Source organism: Paracoccus versutus (assembly GCF_000763885.1).
Lineage (GTDB): Bacteria > Pseudomonadota > Alphaproteobacteria > Rhodobacterales > Rhodobacteraceae > Paracoccus > Paracoccus versutus.
The window spans coordinates 25,482-46,337 of record NZ_JRKO01000021.1 but is presented as its reverse complement, the minus strand read 5'-3'; the positions used below and the strand labels follow the sequence as shown (position 1 = coordinate 46,337).

Annotated in this window: 20 protein-coding genes; 12 read left to right on the top strand and 8 right to left on the bottom strand. The window is 68.7% G+C overall.

Annotated features, from left to right (window positions below; all coding sequences use genetic code 11):
* Positions 1-13: 13 nt before the first annotated feature.
* Together rpmA and IT40_RS11170 are read left to right on the top strand one after the other, a co-directional pair.
* Positions 14-286, top strand: coding sequence for a 50S ribosomal protein L27 (gene rpmA / locus IT40_RS11175; protein ID WP_036754679.1), 273 nt, complete (start codon positions 14-16; stop codon positions 284-286).
* A gap of 110 nt (positions 287-396) precedes the next feature.
* Positions 397-942 (top strand): GNAT family N-acetyltransferase, encoded by a 546-nt coding sequence (locus IT40_RS11170; protein WP_036754676.1) that lies wholly within the window; start codon positions 397-399, stop codon positions 940-942.
* A gap of 301 nt (positions 943-1,243) precedes the next feature.
* Here IT40_RS11170 and IT40_RS11165 read toward each other — a convergent pair whose 3' ends face one another.
* On the bottom strand, positions 1,244-1,759 hold the full coding sequence (locus IT40_RS11165) for a hypothetical protein (RefSeq protein WP_036754666.1): 516 nt from the start codon (positions 1,757-1,759) through the stop codon (positions 1,244-1,246).
* A gap of 128 nt (positions 1,760-1,887) precedes the next feature.
* Here IT40_RS11165 and IT40_RS11160 point away from each other — a divergent pair, with 128 nt between their 5' ends.
* Positions 1,888-2,295, top strand: a complete 408-nt coding sequence (locus IT40_RS11160) for a SufE family protein (protein ID WP_036754663.1) — start codon at positions 1,888-1,890, stop codon at positions 2,293-2,295.
* A 2-nt stretch (positions 2,296-2,297) separates the two neighbouring features.
* Here the strand turns inward: IT40_RS11160 and mnmA are convergent, their stop codons facing one another.
* A complete protein-coding gene (gene mnmA, locus IT40_RS11155; RefSeq protein ID WP_036754660.1) occupies positions 2,298-3,467 on the bottom strand; it encodes a tRNA 2-thiouridine(34) synthase MnmA in 1,170 nt (389 codons plus the stop codon).
* 163 nt (positions 3,468-3,630) lie between these two features.
* Between mnmA and sciP the strand changes: the two genes are divergently transcribed.
* From sciP to recG, 4 genes are all read left to right on the top strand, one after another.
* On the top strand, positions 3,631-3,906 hold the full coding sequence (sciP, locus tag IT40_RS11150; RefSeq protein ID WP_036754658.1) for a CtrA inhibitor SciP: 276 nt from the start codon (positions 3,631-3,633) through the stop codon (positions 3,904-3,906).
* Positions 3,907-3,998: 92 nt separating this feature from the next.
* Positions 3,999-4,715, top strand: coding sequence for a response regulator transcription factor CtrA (gene ctrA / locus IT40_RS11145; RefSeq protein WP_036754655.1), 717 nt, complete (start codon positions 3,999-4,001; stop codon positions 4,713-4,715).
* 123 nt (positions 4,716-4,838) lie between these two features.
* Positions 4,839-7,136 (top strand): NAD-dependent DNA ligase LigA, encoded by a 2,298-nt coding sequence (ligA, locus tag IT40_RS11140; protein WP_084197044.1) that lies wholly within the window; start codon positions 4,839-4,841, stop codon positions 7,134-7,136.
* Complete coding sequence (gene recG, locus IT40_RS11135; protein ID WP_036754653.1) at positions 7,112-9,223, top strand: ATP-dependent DNA helicase RecG; 2,112 nt, start codon at positions 7,112-7,114, stop codon at positions 9,221-9,223. The genes ligA and recG overlap by 25 nt, the downstream gene beginning before the upstream one ends.
* A gap of 327 nt (positions 9,224-9,550) precedes the next feature.
* Here the strand turns inward: recG and IT40_RS11130 are convergent, their stop codons facing one another.
* Positions 9,551-9,985 (bottom strand): iron-sulfur cluster assembly scaffold protein, encoded by a 435-nt coding sequence (locus tag IT40_RS11130; RefSeq protein ID WP_036754650.1) that lies wholly within the window; start codon positions 9,983-9,985, stop codon positions 9,551-9,553.
* A 60-nt stretch (positions 9,986-10,045) separates the two neighbouring features.
* Between IT40_RS11130 and hisI the strand changes: the two genes are divergently transcribed.
* Positions 10,046-10,405 carry a phosphoribosyl-AMP cyclohydrolase gene (gene hisI / locus IT40_RS11125; protein ID WP_036754785.1) on the top strand — a complete coding sequence of 120 codons (360 nt, stop codon included), beginning with the start codon at positions 10,046-10,048 and terminating at the stop codon, positions 10,403-10,405.
* On the opposite strand, the gene gluQRS is transcribed toward hisI, so the two are convergent.
* The 3 genes from gluQRS to IT40_RS11110 all read right to left on the bottom strand — a co-directional run bounded on the left by gluQRS (position 10,394) and on the right by IT40_RS11110 (position 13,323).
* Entirely contained in the window at positions 10,394-11,257 is an 864-nt protein-coding gene (gene gluQRS / locus IT40_RS11120) for a tRNA glutamyl-Q(34) synthetase GluQRS (RefSeq protein WP_036754647.1), read from the bottom strand. The genes hisI and gluQRS overlap by 12 nt on opposite strands.
* Entirely contained in the window at positions 11,236-12,576 is a 1,341-nt protein-coding gene (gene trmFO / locus IT40_RS11115) for a methylenetetrahydrofolate--tRNA-(uracil(54)-C(5))-methyltransferase (FADH(2)-oxidizing) TrmFO (RefSeq protein WP_036754645.1), read from the bottom strand. The genes gluQRS and trmFO overlap by 22 nt, the downstream gene beginning before the upstream one ends.
* A 117-nt stretch (positions 12,577-12,693) precedes the next feature.
* Positions 12,694-13,323, bottom strand: coding sequence for a 50S ribosomal protein L25/general stress protein Ctc (locus IT40_RS11110; RefSeq protein WP_036754782.1), 630 nt, complete (start codon positions 13,321-13,323; stop codon positions 12,694-12,696).
* Between the two features lie 183 nt (positions 13,324-13,506).
* Between IT40_RS11110 and IT40_RS11105 the strand changes: the two genes are divergently transcribed.
* Positions 13,507-14,508 carry an acyltransferase family protein gene (locus IT40_RS11105; RefSeq protein WP_036754642.1) on the top strand — a complete coding sequence of 334 codons (1,002 nt, stop codon included), beginning with the start codon at positions 13,507-13,509 and terminating at the stop codon, positions 14,506-14,508.
* 35 nt (positions 14,509-14,543) lie between these two features.
* Here IT40_RS11105 and IT40_RS11100 read toward each other — a convergent pair whose 3' ends face one another.
* A complete protein-coding gene (locus IT40_RS11100) occupies positions 14,544-15,707 on the bottom strand; it encodes an alpha-hydroxy acid oxidase (protein WP_036754639.1) in 1,164 nt (387 codons plus the stop codon).
* Positions 15,708-15,717: 10 nt separating this feature from the next.
* Positions 15,718-16,074, bottom strand: a complete 357-nt coding sequence (locus IT40_RS11095) for a hypothetical protein (RefSeq protein ID WP_243700213.1) — start codon at positions 16,072-16,074, stop codon at positions 15,718-15,720.
* Between the two features lie 80 nt (positions 16,075-16,154).
* Here IT40_RS11095 and IT40_RS11090 point away from each other — a divergent pair, with 80 nt between their 5' ends.
* The 3 genes from IT40_RS11090 (at position 16,155) to rpoD (ending at position 20,846) form a co-directional block, all read left to right on the top strand.
* The gene (locus tag IT40_RS11090; protein WP_036754636.1) at positions 16,155-16,739 is read left to right on the top strand and encodes a TetR/AcrR family transcriptional regulator; all 585 of its coding nucleotides are present in this window, start codon (positions 16,155-16,157) and stop codon (positions 16,737-16,739) included.
* 39 nt (positions 16,740-16,778) lie between these two features.
* Positions 16,779-18,722 (top strand): DNA primase, encoded by a 1,944-nt coding sequence (dnaG, locus tag IT40_RS11085; protein ID WP_036754633.1) that lies wholly within the window; start codon positions 16,779-16,781, stop codon positions 18,720-18,722.
* A gap of 141 nt (positions 18,723-18,863) precedes the next feature.
* A complete protein-coding gene (gene rpoD, locus IT40_RS11080) occupies positions 18,864-20,846 on the top strand; it encodes an RNA polymerase sigma factor RpoD (RefSeq protein WP_036754631.1) in 1,983 nt (660 codons plus the stop codon).
* Positions 20,847-20,856 lie beyond the last annotated feature (10 nt).

The window sequence follows — 20,856 nt, the reverse complement described above, 5'->3', positions numbered from 1 at the left end:
AGGAGACTGAGCCATGGCACATAAGAAAGCAGGCGGTTCGTCCCGCAACGGCCGCGACTCGGCCGGTCGTCGTCTCGGCGTGAAGCTCTTCGGCGGCCAGCAGGCCGTCGCCGGCAACATCATCGTGCGTCAGCGCGGCACCACCTGGTGGCCGGGCCAGAACGTCGGCATGGGCCGTGACCACACCCTGTTCGCCCTGACCGACGGCCACGTGGCCTTCAAGAAGGGCCTCAAGGGCCGCACCTATATTTCCGTGCTTCCCGCCAATCTCGAGGCCGCCGAGTAAGCCGATTTCAACACTCGGGTGCTAAATAGGGGGATCGGCAGGGCCGGTCCCCTTCGCGTTTTCAGGGGCCGCACCCATATGATTGCGAGTAATTGGGGGAGAATAGTGACATGAACGAATTGATTTCCTCGGATGCGCGGCAGATCGAGATCGTGACCGAGCGCTTCGTCCTGCGCCCGCTGCGGGCATCGGATGCCGGGCTCATCGCGCATTACACCGCCGATCGGCGCGTGGCCGAGGGAACCCGTTCGATCCCGCATCCCTTGCCGCCTGGCGCCTCCGAAGCCTATGTCCGCCGGGCGATGGCGGCTGACCGGGACGAGGATGTCTGGGCCATCGACGGCTCGGCCAACAAGCTGGCCGAGGTGCTGGGCGTGGTCTCGTTGACGCGGATCGACAAGGAACAGTCCGAACTCGGCTTCTGGATCGGGGCGGGGTTCTGGAACACCGGCTTCGCGACCGAGGCGGTCTCGGCCCTGGTCGAGGCCAATCCGCACGGCTCGCGCACGCTGTTTGCCGAGGCGTTCCAGGACAATCCCGGCTCGGCGCGGGTGCTGACCAATTGCGGCTTCGAATATCTCGGCGATGCGGAAAGCTGGTCCGTGGCGCGCGCCGCCCGCGTGCCGACCTGGACCTATCTGCGCAAGATGGCCTGATCGGCCGCACCCGCCGGCATTCCGCGAAAAGGCCCGCATGACGCATGCGGGCCTTTTTCCTGCCACGGCGGCCGTCCTGCCTGCATTCGGCCGAATCTGCGCCTCGTCCCCGCTACTCCGGCCTGGCGATCAAGATGACGGACAGGGCGATGCGGCAATGTCGCCCATGGGTATTTGAGGAACGAAGAAGATCCTGGCGCCGCCCACGTCTTCTTCGTTCCTCAAATACCCATGGCGCAACCGTGCCGGCCGCGGTTTGCCTGCAGCCTTTCGCGCTGCCGAATCGGGCCTGGGCCCGGCGTCAGCGGCGCAGCGTGATGGCGTTGCCGGCGCCGGCGATCACCACCTCGCGCAGGTCCGCCAGGGCGGCGTTGGGAAGCGTCAGCGCCACCGTCACCGTATCGCTGGCAGGCTGCGGCGGATTGGCGGCGGCGAAGGTGTCGGGCAGGGGCGGCTTGCCCACCAGCCGCAGGCGCAGCACGCCGTCCTGATCGGGGCGGATGCGTCCCCTGGGCATCGGCACCTCGGTGACCAGCGCCACATCCCACCAGCCCTTGCTGGCGGCAAGCCCGGTCACGACCAGCATCCGCCCTTCGTAGAGTGGCTCCCATTTTGCGCTGGTGACCTGTGCGAGCGGCAGGCGGCCGTCCTCGATCGCGGTCGGATAGCCGCCTTCGGGCTCCAGCGTCTGCTGGCGGGGCGCGCCGCTGCCGCCGCCGAACCAGCGAAACGGGTTCAGGCTGCTGTCCCCCATGCGGCCGCAACCGCCCAGCACCAGCATCGCACAGGCAAGAATGCCCAAGGTTCCCGACCGCATGAAGGCTGCCCCCGTTTTCCCAAGTCTTTGGCGCAGTGATAGGCCAAGTCGGGCGGGCGCGAAAGCCTCTTTGACCTTGCCGCCCCGTCGCGCTATGCCAGTGCCGCCCGATGCGAGAGGATGCCCCGATGGCCACGCCCGCCTTTGAAGAAATCGCCGAGACCTTCGATTTCCTGGAGGATTGGGAGGAGCGCTACCGCCATGTCATCGAACTGGGCAAGGCGATGGCGCCGATGGATGCCTCGTTGCAGGTGCCCGCCACCAAGGTCGAGGGTTGCGCCAGCCAGGTCTGGATCATGCCCCGGATCGAGGCTGGCCGCTTCGACTTCCAGGGCGACAGCGATGCGCTGATCGTGCGCGGGCTGATCGCCATCCTGCATGCGCTTTATTCCGGCGTGCCTGTCGGCGAGGTGGCGGCGATCGACGCCAGCGCCGAGCTTGGCCGGTTGGGGCTGGAGGAGCATCTTTCGGCGCAGCGCTCGAACGGGCTGCGCGCCATGGTCGAGCGCATCCGCCTGCTGGCTGCGGCGGCCTGAACTCAGCCGCCGCGGCGGTGCGAGATCCAGCCGCCGCCCAGCACGCGCGTCCCTTCGGTCGCGTAAAAGACGCAGGCCTGGCCGGGGCTGACGCCTTCTTCCGGGGCCAGCAGTTCGATCTCGGCGCGCCGCTCGCCGGTCGCGCGCAGGATGGCGGGCCGCGGCGGCCGGGTCGAGCGGATGCGGGCGGTGATCGGGATCTCGCCGGCGAAGGGCTCGTCGCCCAGCCAGTTCACCTCGGTCACCGGCACGATCCGGGTCGCCAGCGCCTGCTTGGGGCCGACGACGACGCGCCGCGTCTCGGGCTCCAGCCGCACCACGTAAAGCGGATCGCCCAGGCCGCCGATGCCCAGGCCGCGGCGCTGGCCGATGGTGTAATGGATCACGCCGCGATGCGTGCCCAGGATGTTGCCGTCCATGTCCACGATCTCGCCCGGATCGGCGGCGCCGGGGCGCAGCTTTTCGATCACGCCGGCATAGTCGCCATCGGGCACGAAGCAGATGTCCTGGCTGTCGGGCTTGTCGGCGACCGAAAGCCCGTATTGCGCCGCCAGCGCCCGCGTCTCGGCCTTGCTGGCCAGCCCGCCCAGCGGGAAGCGCAGGAAATCCAGCTGCTCCTGCGTGGTCGAGAACAGGAAATAGCTCTGGTCGCGGGCCGGGTCGGCCGCCATGTGCAGCTCGGCCCCGCGCGGGCCGTCGAAGCGGCGGATGTAATGCCCGGTCGCCATGCAATCGGCATCAAGCTCGCGCGCGGTCTCCAGCAGGTCGCGGAACTTCACCCGCTCGTTGCAGCGGATGCAGGGCACCGGCGTCGCACCGGCCAGGTAGGCATCGGCGAATTCCTCGATCACCGATTCGCGGAACCTGTTCTCGTAATCCAGCACGTAATGCGGAAAACCGATGCGCTCGGCCACGCGGCGGGCGTCGTGGATGTCCTGCCCGGCGCAGCAGGCGCCCTTTTTCGCCAGCGCTGCGCCATGGTCGTAAAGCTGCAGGGTCACGCCGATCACGTCATAGCCCTGCGCGGCCAGCATCGCGGCCACGACCGAGCTGTCGACGCCGCCCGACATGGCCACGACCACGCGCGTCTGCGCCGGCGGCTTGGCAAAGCCCAGCGAATTCACGGTCGAATCTGGCGCGTCATGGCGCAGAGAGGGGCTTGGCGCTGTCATGGATCGTCCTTTGCGCGGGCGCGCTGCTCTGGCCCGCAGTTCATGACATTTATAGGTAAAAACCGGCAATTCTCAAGGGCCGGGCCCGGAAAAACCCTGCGCCACTTCACCGGGGCTTAAGAAGTTTGCGACACAAGGAGGCAGAGAGAACAGGGACTTGCCGATGTTTTTGAAGAAAACTCCCGGTCTGCGCACCGTGATCCTGCCCGATGGCAGCATCCTGACCCAGGCCGATCTGCCCCAGCCGCAGACCCGCTGGGTGGCCAGCCGCAAGGCGGCGGTGGTCGATGCGGTGCATTACGGCCTCTTGTCGCGGGACGAGGCGATTCGCCGCTATGGCCTGACCGAGGAAGAGTTCGACGCCTGGGCCAGCGCCTTTCGCCAGCATGGCCGCAATGCGCTGAAAATCACGCATCTGCAGAAATTTCGGCAACCGTGAGTTGAGACAAATTTGATGAATAAGCCGGTAACGTGATATTAACCTTTTGCTGAGAGGTTTTGCCAGTAGCCTGGTTAGCAAGGGGAAATGACATGCGAATCCTTCTGGTCGAGGATGATCCGACCACGGCGCGCAGCATCGAGCTGATGCTGACGAACGCGAGTTATAATGTTTATCGCACCGACATGGGCGAGGAGGGCATCGACCTTGCCAAGCTCTATGACTACGACCTGATCCTGCTGGACCTGGACCTGCCGGACATGCACGGCATGGAGGTCCTGCGCCAGATCCGCATGTCCCGCATCGACACGCCGATCCTGATCCTGACCGGCTCGGACGACACCGAAAGCAAGCTGCGCGGCTTTGGCTTCGGTGCCGACGACTACATGACCAAGCCCTTCAACCGCGAGGAGCTGGTCGCCCGCATCCAGGCCATCATCCGCCGTTCCAAGGGCCATAGCCAGTCGGTGATCCGCACCGGCGAGATGGTGGTGAACCTGGACGCGCGCTCGGTCGAGGTGGGCGGGCGCGCGGTCAACCTGACCGGCAAGGAATACCAGATCCTGGAGCTTCTGAGCCTGCGCAAGGGCACGACGCTGACCAAGGAGATGTTCCTGAACCATCTTTACGGCGGCATGGACGAGCCCGAGCTGAAGATCATCGACGTCTTCGTCTGCAAGCTGCGCAAGAAGCTGGCGGCGGCGATGAACGGCGAAAGCCATATCGAGACGGTCTGGGGCAGGGGCTATGTCCTGCGCGACCCGGCCTCCGAGACGCAGAACCCCGAACGCATGGCCCTGCGCGCCTGAGCCCGGCGGGGCTTCGGGGTCGCGGAAGACCGTGGGGCCGGGCGCTGGACAACCCGGCCTTCGCCCCGGTATCACCTGCTGCGCAGATCACGGCCCGCAAGGCCGACAGAAGGCGGAGGGCAGATGGCCGGAGATGACGAGGATCGGGCGGTTCCGGCGGGGGAGCCGGCAGCGCCGGCTGCGGCCCTGCCGCCCGTCTCCAGCCTGGACGCCGAGGCCGCCGAGGCCGAGCACGCCCGGCTGAGCGACGAGGTGGCGCGGGCGAACCTGGCCTATTACCAAGAAGATGCGCCCTTCATCAGCGATGCCGAATACGACGCCTGCAAGCGCCGGCTGGAAGAGATCGAGGTGCGCTTTCCCCATCTGGCCCATCCCGGCAGCCCGACCGAGCAGGTCGGCGCCGCGGCCGATACGCGCTTTGCCAAGATCCCGCATCGCCTGCCGATGCTGTCGCTGGAGAACGGCTTTACCCAGGGCGATGTCGAAGCCTTCGTGCAGCGGGTGCGCTCATTCCTGAACCTCGCCCCCGGCGCGGCGCTGGAGATCACCGCCGAGCCCAAGATCGACGGGTTGTCGCTGTCGCTGCGCTACGAAGGCGGGTGGCTGGTCCAGGCCGCGACCCGCGGCGACGGGGCGGTGGGCGAGAACGTGACCGCCAACGCCCGCACCATCGCCGACATTCCCGGCCAGCTTGCCGGCGACGACTGGCCCGACGTGCTGGAGATCCGCGGCGAAGTCTACATGTCGCATGTCGATTTCGAAAAGCTGAACCAGTCCGACAGCGGCCGGGTCTTTGCCAACCCGCGCAATGCGGCGGCGGGCTCGCTGCGCCAGCTCGACCCCGCGGTGACGGCATCGCGGCCCCTGCGCTTCTTTGCCTATGCCTGGGGCGAGGTCAGCGCGCCCTTTGCCCGCACGCAGATGGAGGCGGTGCGGCGGATGCAGGATTTCGGCTTCCAGACCAATCCGCTGACCCGGATCTGCGCCTCGGTCCAGGACATGCTGGCCGCCTGGGCCGAGATCGAGCAGATGCGCGCGACCTTGGGCTATGACATCGACGGCGTGGTCTACAAGGTGAACGACCTTGGCTATCAAGCGCGGCTGGGCATGCGCTCGACCACGCCGCGATGGGCGCTCGCGCACAAGTTCCCGGCCGAGCGCGCCTGGACCCGGCTGGAAGCCATCGACATCCAGGTCGGCCGCACCGGCGCACTGAGCCCGGTGGCGCGGCTGCATCCGGTGACGGTGGGCGGTGTCGTCGTCTCGAACGCCACCCTGCATAACGAGGATTACATCGCCGGCCGCGGCGCCGACGGCAGCGAGATCCGCGGCGGCAAGGACATCCGCATCGGCGACTGGGTCGAGGTCTATCGCGCCGGCGACGTGATCCCCAAGGTCGCGGACGTGGACCTGGCCAAGCGCCCGCCCGAGGCCGCGCCCTATGCCTTTCCGGCCACCTGCCCGGAATGCGGCTCGCCCGCGATCCGGGAAGAGGGCGATTCGGTCCGCCGCTGCACCGGCGGGCTGATCTGCCCGGCCCAGGCGGTGGAGAAGCTGCGCCATTTCGTCTCGCGCGCCGCCTTCGACATCGAGGGGCTGGGCGCCAAGCTGGTCGAGGAGCTGTTCCGCGATGGCTGGATCGCCGAGCCGGCTGACATCTTTACCCTGGAGGACCGCTATGGCCCCGGCCAGCCCCGGCAGCTGAAGAACCGCGAGGGCTGGGGCGAGAAAAGCGCCGCGAGCCTGTTCCAGGCCATCGAGAAGCGCCGCGAGATCCCGCTGGCGCGGCTCTTGTTCGCGCTCGGCATCCGCCATGTCGGCGAGGTCGCGGCGCAGGATCTGGCCCGCCATTACGGCAGCTGGCAGGCGCTGGAGGCGGCGCTCGACACCGCGCGCCCGGCCGCCATCGCCCATCGCGCCGCCGAGGAGGCGGTCCAGGCCGAGCGCGAGGCGGCGCAGGCCGAGGGGCGTCGCGCCCGCCCCGCGGAGGCGCGCGCCGCCGCCTTGGCGCAGGCCGACCTGCCGGCCGATGCGGCGAATGCCTGGGCCGGGCTGATCGCCGCCGACGGCATCGGCCCGGTGCTGGCCATGTCGCTGTCGGACGCCTTTGCCAATGAGCGCGAGCGGGCGGCGATCGACCGGCTGGTCGCGCATCTGACCGTGCTGCCGCCCGAGGCGCGCGCCACCGACAGCGCCATCACCGGCAAGACGCTGGTCTTTACCGGCACGCTGGAAAAGATGACGCGGGCCGAGGCCAAGGCGCGGGCCGAGGCGCTTGGCGCCCATGTCGCGGGCTCGGTCTCGGCCAAGACCGACCTGCTGATCGCCGGGCCGGGCGCGGGGTCGAAGGCGAAGAAGGCGGCCGAGCTTGGCATCAAGGTCATCGACGAGGACGAATGGCTGGCGATCGCCCAGGGGTGACGGGCCGGCCCCCGGCGCTGTTCCCGCTGTTCGCGGGCGTCGAGACCCTGCCCGGCGTCGGCCCGCGCGCGGCCGAATCCTTTGCCCAGATGGGCGTGACCCGGCTGCGCGACCTGGTCCTGACCCTGCCGCATTCCGGCATCCGCCGCCGCCCGATCGCCCGGCTGACCGAGGCCCGCCCGCCCGAGATCGTCACCGTGGCCGTCGCCGTGCAGCGCCACAGCCCGCCCACGGCCAAGGGCCGGCCCTGGCGGGTGCTTTGCTCGGACGGCAGCGCCGACCTGCTGCTGGTCTTCTTCCATCCGCGCAAGGACTGGATCGAAAGCCAGCTGCCCCTGGGCGCGCGGCGGCTGGTGTCCGGCAAGGTCGAGCTGTTCGACGGCGTGGCGCAGATGGTGCATCCCGACCATATCGGCGCCGAGGGTGTGGCCCCGCCGCCGGAATTCGAGCCGGTCTATCCGCTCTCGGGCCGGCTGACCCAGGGGGTGGTGCAAAAGGCGGTGGGGGCCGCGATGGCGCGGCTGCCGCAGGCGGGCGAGTGGATCGACGCCTCGGTCCTGGCGCGCGAAGGCTGGCCGGCCTGGGCCGAGGCGCTGGCCCGCGCCCATGCGCCCCAGGGGCCGGCGGGCCTGTCGCCGACCGATCCGGCGCGCGCGCGGCTGGCCTATGACGAGCTGTTCGCGCATCAGATGACGCTGGCGCTGTTGCGGCGCGACCGGCGGCGGCAGGCGGGGCTGTCCACGCAGGGCGACGGCCATCTGCGCGCCAAGGTGCTGGCCGGGCTGCCCTGGCCGCCGACCGGGGCGCAGGCCCGCGCGGTCGAGGAGATCGCCGGCGACATGGCCGCGCCGCGGCGGATGAACCGGCTGCTGCAAGGCGATGTCGGCGCCGGCAAGACGCTGGTCGCCTTCCTTGCGCTGCTGGTCGCGGTCGAGGCGGGCGGGCAGGGCGTGCTGATGGCCCCGACCGAGATCCTGGCGCGCCAGCATTTCCGCGCGCTGGAGCCGCTCGCGCGGCTGGCCGGCATCCGGCTCGAGGCGCTGACCGGCCGCGACAAGGGCGATGCGCGCGCCAATATCCTGGCCGACCTGGCCGAGGGCCGCATCGACATCCTGGTCGGCACCCATGCGGTGATCCAGAAATCGGTCGAGTTCCACGACCTGCGGCTGGCCATCGTCGACGAGCAGCATCGCTTCGGCGTCAACCAGCGCATGGAACTGGGCGCCAAGGGCGGGCACCAGCCGCCCGACATGCTGGTGATGACGGCGACGCCGATCCCGCGTTCGCTGGCGCTGGCGCAATTCGGCGACATGGACCTGTCGGTGCTGGACGAAAAGCCCGCGGGGCGGCAGCCGATCCGCACCACGGTGATCTCGGACGCGCGCATGGCCGAGGTGGTGGCGCATCTGGCCCGCGCGCTCGAGGGTGGGGCGCGGGCCTATTGGGTCTGCCCGCTGGTCGAGGAAAGCGAGGCGGTGGACCTGACCGCGGCCGAGGCGCGCTTCCAGGAGCTGCGGGCGCGATTCGGCGCGCAGGTGCGGATGGTGCATGGCCAGATGCCGGCCGAGGAACGCGATGCCGCCATGGCCGATTTCGCCGCCGGGCGGGCGCGCATCCTGGTCGCGACCACGGTGATCGAGGTCGGCGTGGACGTGCCCGAGGCGACGATCATGGTGATCGAGCGCGCCGAAAGCTTCGGCCTGGCGCAATTGCACCAGCTGCGCGGCCGGGTCGGGCGCGGTTCGGGCGCGTCGAGCTGCCTGCTGATGTATCACGAGCCGCTGTCGGAAACCGGGCGGCGGCGGCTGACGATCCTGCGCGAGACCGAGGACGGTTTCCGCATCGCCGAGGAAGACCTGGCCATGCGCGGCGCCGGCGACGTGATCGGCACCGCGCAATCCGGCCTGCCGCGATTCCGCATCGCCGACCTGGAACGCCAGGCCGGGCTGATGGCCCTGGCGCGCAAGGATGCGCAGAGCTTCCTGGAGCGCGACCCTGCGATGGAGAGCGAGCGCGGCCAGGCCGTGCGGCTGCTTCTGTGGCTGATGGAACAGGACCGCGCGATCCGCCTGATCGCTGCCGGATAGATGTTCGCAGGATGTTCTTAAAAAGTTCTTTACTTTGTTCCCGACTCATGAGAACAAACCATAAACGAACCGTGGAGAGACCTCATGACCCGCGAATCCCTCTCTGACCTGCTCGGCACCGTCGCGATCTCGGTGACGGCGATCATCCTGTTTTCGCTGCCTTCGATCCTGGCAGCCTGATCCCTACTGCCCCGCGCAATCGACGGCCCTTCGCCTGGGGCCGGTCCCTTTCCCCGGACGATCCTGCGCGCAACTGCCGGTCCTCTGCGGGCCGGCTTTCTTTTTTTATCGCCTCCGGCGGGAGTATTTGGGGAACGAAGAAGCCGGTCAGGCCGAGGCGTCGATGGCGCCCAGAAGCGCCTCCCAGGCCAGCAGGATCGAGGCGTGGCGGTTCGGGAATTCGCGGGCGGGCAGCAGCGCTTCGAGTTCCTCGAAGGGGGCGGCGGGGGCGGGGCCGCCGGATTTCAGCATGGCCTGCAATTCGTTGCGGGCCTGCGCGATCTCGGCCCGCGTGCGGCCGAGCGCGGTGCGGCCCAGCACCCCGGCCGAGGCCTGGCCCAGGGCGCAGGCCCGCACCTCTTGCGCGAAATCGGCGATGCGGCCGTCCTGGATCGCCACATGTGCCGTCACCGACGAGCCGCATTGCGGCGAACGGCGATGGGCGCTGCCCGTCGCATGGTCAAGCTTGCCCAGATGCGGGATGTCCGAGGCCAGCGCCAGGATGCGCCGGGAATAGAGCTGCATCAGGTCGCTGTCGGACATGGTCTTTTCCCTTGCTGCCGCCCGGTCTAGATAGGGACGGTGCAGCCGAAAGGAAAGCCGATGTTCGACCCCGCCAGCCTGAAATATGACGCGAAGGGCCTGATTCCCGCCATCGCGCAGGATCATCGGAGCGGCGAGGTGCTGATGATGGCCTGGATGAATGCCGAGGCCGTGCAGCGGACGCTGGAGACGGGACGCGTCACCTATTGGTCGCGCTCGCGCCAGGGCTTCTGGGTCAAGGGCCAGAGTTCGGGCCATGTGCAGAAGCTGGTGGAGTTGCGGGTGGATTGCGACCGCGACTGCCTGCTGCTGCTGGTGGACCAGCATGGGCCGGCCTGCCACACCAACCGGCGCAGCTGCTTTTACACCGCCATCCGCGAGGGGGCGGAGGTCGTCATCATGGAGCCGTCAGAAGCCTAGCCGGCGGCGGATCTCGTCGGCGCTGGTGCCTTCGTCGCGGAACAGCTTCAGCGCGCGGGCGTCGTCGCGCTTGGCCAGCCGCTTGCCCTGGTCGTCGCGGATCAGCCGGTGGTGGTGATAGCGCGGCGTCGGAAGTTCCAGCAGATTCTGAAGAAGCACATGGATCCATGTTGAATCCAGAAGATCTTTTCCGCGCGTGACCAGGGTGATGCCTTGGGCGGCATCGTCCACCACCACCGAAAGGTGATAACTGGTGCCCATGCCGCGCCGCGCCAGAACCACATCGCCGATGCCGGCGATGAAATCCTGCGCCGACAGCCGGTGCGGCAGGCCGGGGGCGACATTCTCGTCCAGGAAGGCGATCTCGTCGAGGCCGAGGTGCCGGAACGCGCGGGCGGCGTCCAGGCGGATGGCGTCATCCGGCCCGGCATCCGCCATGGGGCGGTGGCGGCAGGTGCCGGGATAGACCGGGCCGTCCGGGCCGATGGCCTGCGCCGCGCCCTCTTGCGGGGCGGAAAGCGCCGCGCGGATGTCGGCGCGGCGGCAGCGGCAGGGATAGGTCAGGCCAAGCGCCGCCAGCCGGTCGAGCGCCGCCTGATAGGCGGGCAGACGTTCGGACTGGCGCATGACCGGCTGCGGCCAGTCGAGGCCCAGCCAGTGCAGATCCTGCGCGATCAGCGCCTCGTATTCCGGGCGGCAGCGGGATTGGTCGATGTCCTCGATCCGCAGCAGGAACTGGCCGGGATCGGCCAGCCGCGCGGCGGTCAGCGCCGCGAAGGCATGGCCCAGATGCAGGGGGCCGGTCGGCGAGGGGGCGAACCGCGTCCGGTTCAACTCTGCCCCGCAAGCCATTCATTGAAATCGGCTTTTGCCCGGTCGGTATAGGCCGGGTAGCGATCCTTGCGCCCCTTGCGGCCGCCGCGCATGGCGTCCAGCGGCGGGTAGAGGCCGAAATTCACGTTCATCGGCTGGAAGGTCCTGGCATCCGCGCCGCCGGTGATGTGGTTGACCAGCGCGCCCATCGAACTGGTGGCGGGCGGCGGCGGCAGGTCGCGCCCCAGCGCCTCGGCCGCGGCCATGCGCCCGGCGAGCAGGCCCATGGCGGCGCTTTCGACATAGCCCTCGACCCCCGTCACCTGGCCGGCAAAGCGCAGGTTCGGACGCGCGCGCAGCCGCAGCCGGTCGTCGATCAGCCGCGGCGAATTCAGGAAACTGTTGCGGTGGATGCCGCCCAGACGGGCGAAACTCGCGTCCTGCAATCCGGGAATGCGCCGGAAAACATCCACTTGCGCGCCATATTTCATCTTGGTTTGGAAGCCGACGATATTGTAGAGCGTCCCCAGCGCGTTGTCGCGGCGCAGCTGTACCACGGCATGGGGCTTTTCCGCCGGGTTATGCGCATTGGTCAGGCCGACCGGCTTCATCGGGCCGTGGCGCAGGGTCTCGCGGCCGCGCTCGGCCATGACCTCGATCGGCAGGCAGCCGTCGAAATAGCCGGCCGTTTCCCCCTCGTGGAACTCGGTCTTGTCGGCCGCCAGCAGGGCGTCGATGAAACCCTCGTAATCCGCGCGCGTCATCGGGCAGTTGATATAGGCGGTGCGCTCTTCCTCGGTCTCGCCCTTGTCGTAGCGGCTTTGGCGCCAGCAGATCGACATGTCGATGCTCTCGGCATGGACGATGGGGGCGATGGCGTCGAAGAAGGCCAGCGAGCCCTCGCCGGTCAGGTCGCGGATCGATTGGCCGAGCGCGTCCGAGGTCAGCGGGCCGGTGGCGACGATCCAGCGCCCCTCGGAGGGCAGGGTGCGGATCTCGCCGGGCTGGAAGCTGACCAGCGGCTCGGCCTGCAGCGCCTGCGTCACCGCCTGCGAGAAGGCGTCGCGGTCCACGGCCAGCGCGCCGCCGGCCGGCAGGCGGTGGCGGTCGGCCATGGCCATGATCAGCCCGCCCGCCGCCCGCATCTCCCAATGCAGCTGGCCCACGGCGTTCATGCGGTCGTCGTCCGAGCGGAAGCTGTTCGAGCAGACCATCTCGGCGCAATCGCCGGTGCGGTGGGCGAAGGTCGCGACCTGGGGCCGCATCTCGTGCAGCACCACCGGCACGCCGGCGCGGGCGATCTGCCAGGCGGCCTCGGACCCGGCAAGGCCGGCGCCGATGATATGGATCGGTTCCATGGTTTTCCCCTTCGCGTCAGGCGCGATCTCCTAGCAACCGCGGGCCATGACGGCAAGAGAAAGGGCGGCGCCCGCAGGGGTGCCGCCCGATGTGATTCGCCTTGCCTGGGCCTGCGATCAGGCCTCGGTGGCCTCGCCTTCGGCAGCGGCGGCTTCCTCGTTGTCGGCCGAACGCAGGCCCGAGGGCGCCGCGATGTTGGCGATGACGAAATTGCGGTCGATGGTCGGCTTCACGCCGGCGGGCAGCACCACGTCGTTGATGTGGATGGTATCGCCGATCTGCTTGCCGGTCAGATCCACGGTGATCTGCTCGGGGATGTCCGAGGCGGTCACGACCAGTTCGACCTCGGGGCGCACCACGACCAGCGTGCCGCCGCGCTTGAGGCCGGGGGCGGCTTCCTGGTTTTCGAAGTTCACGTGGATGAACAGGTTCACGCGGGTGTTGCGGTGCAGGCGCATGAAGTCGATATGCGTCGGCAGGTCCTTGACCACGTCGCGCTGGACGCCGCGGCAGACGACGCGCACGTCGTCCTGGCCGTCGATCTTCAGGTTCCACAGCGTGGACATGAAGCGACCGGCGCGCAGCTTGGTCAGCAGCGAGTTGAACTCGATTTGGATCGGCTGCGGCTCCTTGCCGTCGCCATAAACGATGCCGGGCACCTTGCCTTCGCGGCGAGCTTGGCGGGCGGCCCCCTTGCCTGTCCCCGCGCGTGCCTCGGCCACCAGATCCGGGATCTCTTTGGCCATGATGGTATTCCTTTGTTGACGGTTCGCGGCCATCCTCCAAGGGTGCATGGCCGAATGCGGGCCTATAGCGCGACGTCAGATGGATGTGAAGCGAAAAAACACTTGCATGCGAGGGGAAAAAAGCTTGTCAGATGGCCCTCGCGGTTGCAGAGCATTGCAGCACACGGGGCCGGGGTTTTCGCGTTGCATCGTATTCATTCGCTGGACTATCTCAAGCTGGGATTGGCGGTCCTGGTTGCCTTTGCCCATACCTACTGGCTGCAGTCGCATATGACGCCCAGGCTGTTCATGATCGGCAACGGTCTGATGCGGGTCATGGTGCCGGCCTTCTGCATCGTGGCGGGCTATTTCCTCTATTCTGCGGTGGCGCGCGACAAGGGCAACAAATGGCTGGCCCGCGTGGCGGCGCTCTACCTGTTCTGGATGGCGGTCTATCTGCCCTTCTGGCTGAACGAGGTGCATGGGCTGGTCTCGCTGCTCAAGACCCTGGCCTGGGGCTATTTCCACCTGTGGTTCATGGCCGGCATCCTGGTCGCCGGGGCGGTGATCCTGCTGCTGCGCGGCATGGCCCGCGCGCTGGCGCCGGCCTACGAATACCGCATCCTGCTGGCGGCCGCGGCGGTCTGCGCCGCGACCGGGCTGGTGCTGCAATATGTCGCCCTGTCGGGGATCGCGCCTATCGGCGTCAAGAAATTCTCGAACGGCCTCTTCATGTGCTTTCCCTTCGTGGCCATCGGCTATCTCTGCGGCCGGCGCATGGCGCGGCTGGGGATGGCGGGGCTGCCGCCGCGCTGGCTGGTGCTGGCCGCCACCGCCGCCGGGGCCGGGCTGCTGATGGCCGAGTCCTGGCTGGTGCAGGCCTGGCGCAGCGACCAGGTGATGCTGGACATCCCGATCAGCTCTTACGTCGCGGCGCCGGCCCTGTTCGTGGCGGTGCTGGGCACGGCCATGCCGCAGCCGCCGATCCGGCTCGATCCGATCTCGGCCATGATCTATTTCATGCATGTGATGGCGCTGCATCTGGCCCGCTCGCTGGGTTTCGAGCATCTGGGCGAGCTGATGCTGTTCGCGCTCGGCCTGCCGACGCTGGCCGCGCTGCTGCTGGGCCGGCTGCCGATCCCCGGCTTCGGCAAGGACAGGAAGCGTGGGCGGGGCGAACGGCCCCGGCCCGATCCCGCGCCCTAGCCTGACAGTCTAGCCCGACATTCTAGCCCGGCACCCTAGCCCCAGGGCTGCAGGAAGTCCTGCGGCACCAGCAGGTTGTGGCGGCCGAGGTTCTTGACGTCCCGCTCGCCGCAGAGCGCCATGGTGATGTCCAGCTCCTTCTGGATCACCTCCAGCGCGCGGGTCACGCCGGCCTCGCCCATGGCGCCCAGCCCATAGATGAAGGCGCGGCCGATATGGGTGGCATGCGCCCCCATGGCCAACGCCTTCAGCACGTCCTGGCCCGAGCGGATGCCGCTGTCGAGATGGATCTCGACCCGGTCGCCCACCGCCTTGACGATCTCGGGCAGCATGCGGATGGAACTGACCGCGCCGTCCAGCTGCCGGCCGCCGTGGTTGCTGACGATGATCGCATCGGCGCCGAAATCCGCGGCGATGCGGGCGTCCTCGGGGTCGTTGATGCCCTTGAGGATCAGCTTGCCGCCCCAGAGGTCGCGGATGCGGGCGATCTTGCCCCAGTCGAGCTGCGGGTCGAACTGCTCGGCCGTCCAGGCGACCAGCGACGAGGGATCGCCCACCCCCTTGGCATGGCCGACGATATTGCCGAAGAAGCGGCGCCTGGTCTGCAGCATCTCGATGCCCCAGCGCCATTTCGTCGCCAGGTCCAGCAGCACCGGCAGGGTCAGCCGCGGCGGGGCGGACAGCCCGTTCTTCAGATCCTTGTGGCGCTGGCCCAGGATCTGCAGGTCCAGCGTCAGCACCAGCGCCGAGCAATTGGCGCGCCGGGCCCGCTCGATGATCGCTTCCAGGAACTCCTGGTCGCGCATGACGTAAAGCTGGAACCAGAACGGCGCCTGGGTCGCCTGGGCCACGTCCTCGATCGAGCAGATCGACATGGTCGAAAGCGTGAAGGGCACGCCAAAGGCTTTCGCCGCCCGCGCCGCCTTGATCTCGCCATCGGCGCATTGCATGCCGGTCATGCCGACCGGGGCCAGCGCCACCGGCATGGCGACCCTTTGCCCGGCCATCGTGCTTTCGGTGGTGCGCCCGGTCATGTCCACCGCGACGCGCTGGCGCAGCTTGATGCGCTGGAAATCGCTGCAATTGTCGCGGAAGGTGCCCTCGGTATAGCTGCCGCTTTCGCAATAGTCGTAGAACATGCGCGGCACGCGTCGGCGATAGATCGCCTTCAGGTCGTCGATGCAGGTGATGACCGGCATGGGCTTCTCCTCAGTTCGGCGGGCAATCGGCGCTGCCCTCGGGGCAGTCCTCGGCCGGGGATTGCTGCGACAGCGCCTTGGCGCGGGCGCGCAGGGCCTCGGCGCGGCGCTGCAATGCGGCGTCGCCCGCGGCGGGCGCGGCGCCGGCGCGGGCGGCAAGGGAGCGGCCGCGCGCATCCAGCGCGTTGCCCGCCGCCGCGGGGTCGCGGCCGGCATCGGTGGCATGGCCGGGCAGGGCCGGCTCGGCCAGCAGCCGGTCGGTCGGCATCAGCTCGGGATAGTCGCCCACCATGTCGCCGCATGCGGCAAGGCTTGCCAGCGCCAGCGCGCCCCAGATCCGCCCCATGCCGTTCCCCTGAAAATTCATGTGCCGGACCATAGGCCTGCCGGGGTGGCGAGGGCAAGATGTGCTCTTTTCTTGGCGCGGCTGGCCGCCTAGAAGGCGGCATGGCAAGAACCCAGGGCTCGAAGGCAGAGATTACCGGACCGCTGGTCCGCGACGCCGCGCGCAGGCTGTTTGCGCGCCACGGCTATGCCGCGGTCTCGATGCGCCAGATCGCGGCCGAGGTCGGCGTGCAGGTCGGCACGCTCTACAGCTATACTGCCGACAAGCAGGCGCTGCTGGCCGACCTGCTGCGGGTGCATATGGAAGAGCTGCTGGCCGCCTGGCGCGACGATCCGGCGCGGCCCGCGCTCGACCGGCTCGAGGCGTTCCTGCGCTTTCACATCCAGACCAGCCTGGAGCGCCCCGAGGCGGTGTTCCTGTCCTATATGGAGCTGCGCAACCTGACGCCCGAGAACCGCGCCGAGATCGCCGCCCTGCGCCGCCGCTACGAGGATGCGCTGGAGGCGATCCTGATCGCCGGCGAGGCCGAGGGCGCGATGGCGGTGCCCGACACGCGGCTGGCCACCATGGCGCTGATCGCCATGCTGACCGGCGTCACCAACTGGTATCGCGAGGGCGGCCGGCTGGACCAGGAACGGGTGGTCGCGGTCTATCGCGAATTGGTGCGCGGCGCGGTGGGTGCATGACCCTTTGCAACCGGCCGGCGTGATCCGATATAAGACGGCATGAGCCTGCCGCCGCAATTCCTTGACGAGATCCGCGCCCGCGTGCCTTTGTCGCGCGTGATCGGGCGCAAGGTGGTCTGGGATCTGCGCCGCTCGAATCAGGCCAAGGGCGACTGGTGGGCGCCCTGTCCCTTCCACGGCGAAAAGACCGCCTCCTTCCATGTCGACGACCAGAAGGGCTTCTATTACTGCTTCGGCTGCCACGCCAAGGGCGATGCGCTGACCTTCCTGCGCGAGGCCGAGGGGCTGGGTTTCATCGAGGCGGTCGAGTTGCTGGCGGCCGAGGCCGGGCTGCCGATGCCCGAGCGCGACCCCCGGCAGGTGCAGCGCGCCGACCGCCGCACCGAGTTGGTCGAGGTCATGGAACAGGCGGTGCGCTGGTTTCGCATGCAGCTGGGCATGGGCCCGGCCGAGGCGGCGCGGGCCTATCTGGGCCGGCGCGGGTTGGACGAGGCCGCCTGTGAAGCCTTCGGCATCGGTTTCGCCCCCGACCAGCGGCAGGGCCTCTACAACGCCCTGCGCGCCAAGGGCATCGCCGAGGCGCTGATCGTCGAGGCCGGGCTGGCGGCCAAGCCCGAGGATGGCGGCGCCCCCTTCGACCGCTTTCGCGGCCGCATCATCTTTCCGATCCGCGACGGGCGCGGGCGCTGCATCGCCTTCGGCGGCCGGGCGATGGACCCGAACGCGCGGGCGAAATACCTCAACAGTCCCGAGACGCCGCTCTTCGACAAGGGGCGCAACCTCTACAATATCGGCCCGGCGCGGGCGGCGGTGGCCAAGGGCCGGCCGCTGGTGGTGGCCGAGGGCTACATGGACGTGATCGCCCTGGTCCGGGCGGGTTTCGAGGGCGCGGTGGCCCCGCTGGGCACCGCGATCACCGAGGACCAGCTGCGGCTGATGTGGCGCATCTCGCCCGAGCCGGTGATCGCGCTCGACGGCGACCAGGCGGGGTTGCGCGCGGCGATGCGGCTGATCGACCTGGCCCTGCCGATGACCGGGCCGGGGCAGGCGCTGCGCTTTGCCTTCCTGCCGCAGGGGCTGGACCCGGACGACCTGATCCGCGCCCGCGGGGCAGGGGCGATGGGCGCCGTGCTGGACGAGGCGCGGCCGCTGGTCGACCTGCTGTGGCGGCGCGAGACCGAGGGGCGGGTCTTCGACAGCCCCGAGCGCCGGGCGGCGCTGGACAAGGCGCTTGCCGAAGCGGTGGCCAAGATCCCCGACAAGGACACCCGCGACCATTACCACGCCGTGCTGCGCAACCTGAAATGGGAGCTGTTCGGCAACCGCCGCCGCGCCGATGCGCCGGCGGCCGCGCGCCCGGCCCGCGACTGGCCCCGCGACTGGCAGGGGCAGGGGCGCAATGCCCGCTTCCAGCCGGTCGCGCCCGCGGCGCCCACGCGCGCCTCGCGGCTGTCCTCGCCCGACATGGACGGGCAGCAGGCCGAGGCGCTGGTCGAGGCCATGGTGCTGGCGATCTGCGCCACCCATCCGGGGCTGATCGCCCCGGTCGAATCGCGGCTGGAGCGGCTGGAGCCGCAGGATGCGGACCGCGCCGCGCTGATCCACGACCTGCTGTCGGGCACGCAATCCCAGGCCGGGCAGCGCGCCCTTGAAAGCATCATGGCCGACCCCCATGTGAGGGCGGCCCCGGCGATCCTGCGTCCGCATGACGGCGATGCCGCCGCCGGCATCCTTGCCAATGCCCTGGACCGGATCGAGGCCCGCCGCGCCGCGCGCGAGGAAATCGCCCGCGCCGAGGCCGAGATCGAGGGCCTGGCCGACGAGGGCCTGACCTGGCGCATGGCGCAATCCGCCCGTGCCCGTCAGCAGGCCGACCACCCCTCGCTGGCCGACCTGTCGGACCTGGGCGAGGACAGCGACGCCTATCGGGCCATCCTCGATGCGGCGCTGAAGAACGAGATCTGGCGCAAGCCGCGCGGCTGAACGACGCGCGAATCGCCTGCGCCGAATCACCCCGGCCGGCGCCGGGTCGCAGGCTTTGAATCGCCGGCGATTCGCGCTAGAACCGGCCGATAGCCGATCCCGATTCGCCGATTCGCGAATCACCGCTTCAAGGGAGCCAGCATGGCAGCCAACGACGAAGACCAGAAGCCCGAGGCCAAGGACGACGATCCTTCGCTGGACATGTCGCAGGCCGCGGTCAAGCGCATGATCGCCGAAGGGCGCGAGCGCGGCTTCATCACCTATGACCAGCTCAATGCCGTCCTGCCGCCCGAACAGGTCAGTTCCGACCAGATCGAGGATGTCATGTCCATGCTGTCGGAAATGGACATCCGCGTGGTCGAGAACGACGAGGAGGCCGAGGAGGCCGAACCGGGCGGCGAGCTGACCACCACCGGCTCGGGCTCGCGCGAGTTGACCGTCGCCACCGCCGAGACGGAAAAGCTGGACCGCACCGACGACCCGGTGCGCATGTATCTGCGCGAGATGGGCTCGGTCGAGCTGCTGTCGCGCGAGGGCGAGATCGCCATCGCCAAGCGCATCGAGGCCGGCCGCAACACCATGATCGCCGGGCTTTGCGAAAGCCCGCTGACCTTCAAGGCCATCACCATGTGGCGCCAGGAGCTTCTGGACGAGGACATCCTGCTGCGCGACGTGATCGACCTCGAGACCACCTTCGGCCGCTCGATGGACGAGGACGGCGAGGAAGAAGAGGTTCTGCCGACCGAGACCCGCCCCGCCGCAGGCAACGGTGCCGCGCGCGAGGAGGAAGAGTTCGACGCCGACGGCAACCCCATGGGCCGCGAGGAGGACGAGGACGAGGACGACGGCCAGAACCTGTCGCTGGCCGCGATGGAAGCCTCGCTGAAGCCCAAGGTGCTGGAGACGCTGGAGGCCATCGCCCGCGGCTACGAAGAGCTGTCGCACATGCAGGACAACCGCATGTCGGCGACGCTGAACGAGGACGGCACCTTCTCGGCCGCGCAGGAAAGCGCCTATCAGGAGCTGCGTTCGCGCATCGTCGCGCTGGTGAACGAGCTGCACCTGCACAACAACCGCATCGAGGCGCTGGTCGACCAGATCTATGGCATCAACCGCCGCATCGTCACCATCGATTCCAACGTGGTGAAGCTGGCCGATGCCGCGCGCATCAACCGGCGCGAATTCATCGACGCCTATCGCGGCAGCGAGCTGGACCCGACCTGGGTCGAGCGCATGATGCAGCACAAGGGCCGCGGCTGGCAGGCGCTGTTCGAGAAATCCCGCACCCAGGTGGAAAGCCTGCGCGCCGAGATGGCCATGGTCGGCCAGCATGTCGGCGTGGACATCGAGGAGTTCCGCCGCATCGTCAGCCAGGTCCAGCGCGGCGAAAAGGAATCGCGCCAGGCCAAGAAGGAAATGGTCGAGGCGAACCTGCGGCTGGTGATCTCGATCGCCAAGAAATACACGAACAGGGGCCTGCAATTCCTTGATCTCATTCAGGAAGGCAATATCGGCCTGATGAAGGCCGTGGACAAGTTCGAGTATCGCCGCGGCTACAAGTTCTCGACCTATGCGACCTGGTGGATCCGCCAGGCGATCACGCGAAGCATCGCCGACCAGGCCCGGACCATCCGCATCCCGGTCCACATGATCGAGACGATCAACAAGCTGGTGCGCACGGGGCGGCAGATGCTGCACGAGATCGGCCGCGAGCCCACGCCCGAGGAACTGGCCGAAAAGCTGCAGATGCCGCTGGAAAAGGTCCGCAAGGTGATGAAGATCGCCAAGGAGCCGATCAGCCTCGAAACCCCGATCGGGGACGAGGAGGACAGCCAGCTTGGCGATTTCATCGAGGACAAGAACGCCGTCCTGCCGCTCGACTCGGCCATTCAGGAAAACCTGAAGGAGACGACGACGCGGGTGCTGGCCAGCCTGACCCCGCGCGAGGAGCGGGTTTTGCGCATGCGCTTCGGCATCGGCATGAACACCGACCACACGCTGGAAGAGGTCGGCCAGCAGTTCAGCGTCACCCGCGAACGCATCCGCCAGATCGAGGCCAAGGCGCTGCGCAAGCTGAAACACCCCAGCCGGTCGCGCAAGCTGCGGTCCTTCCTGGACCAGTAACCGCCCGGAT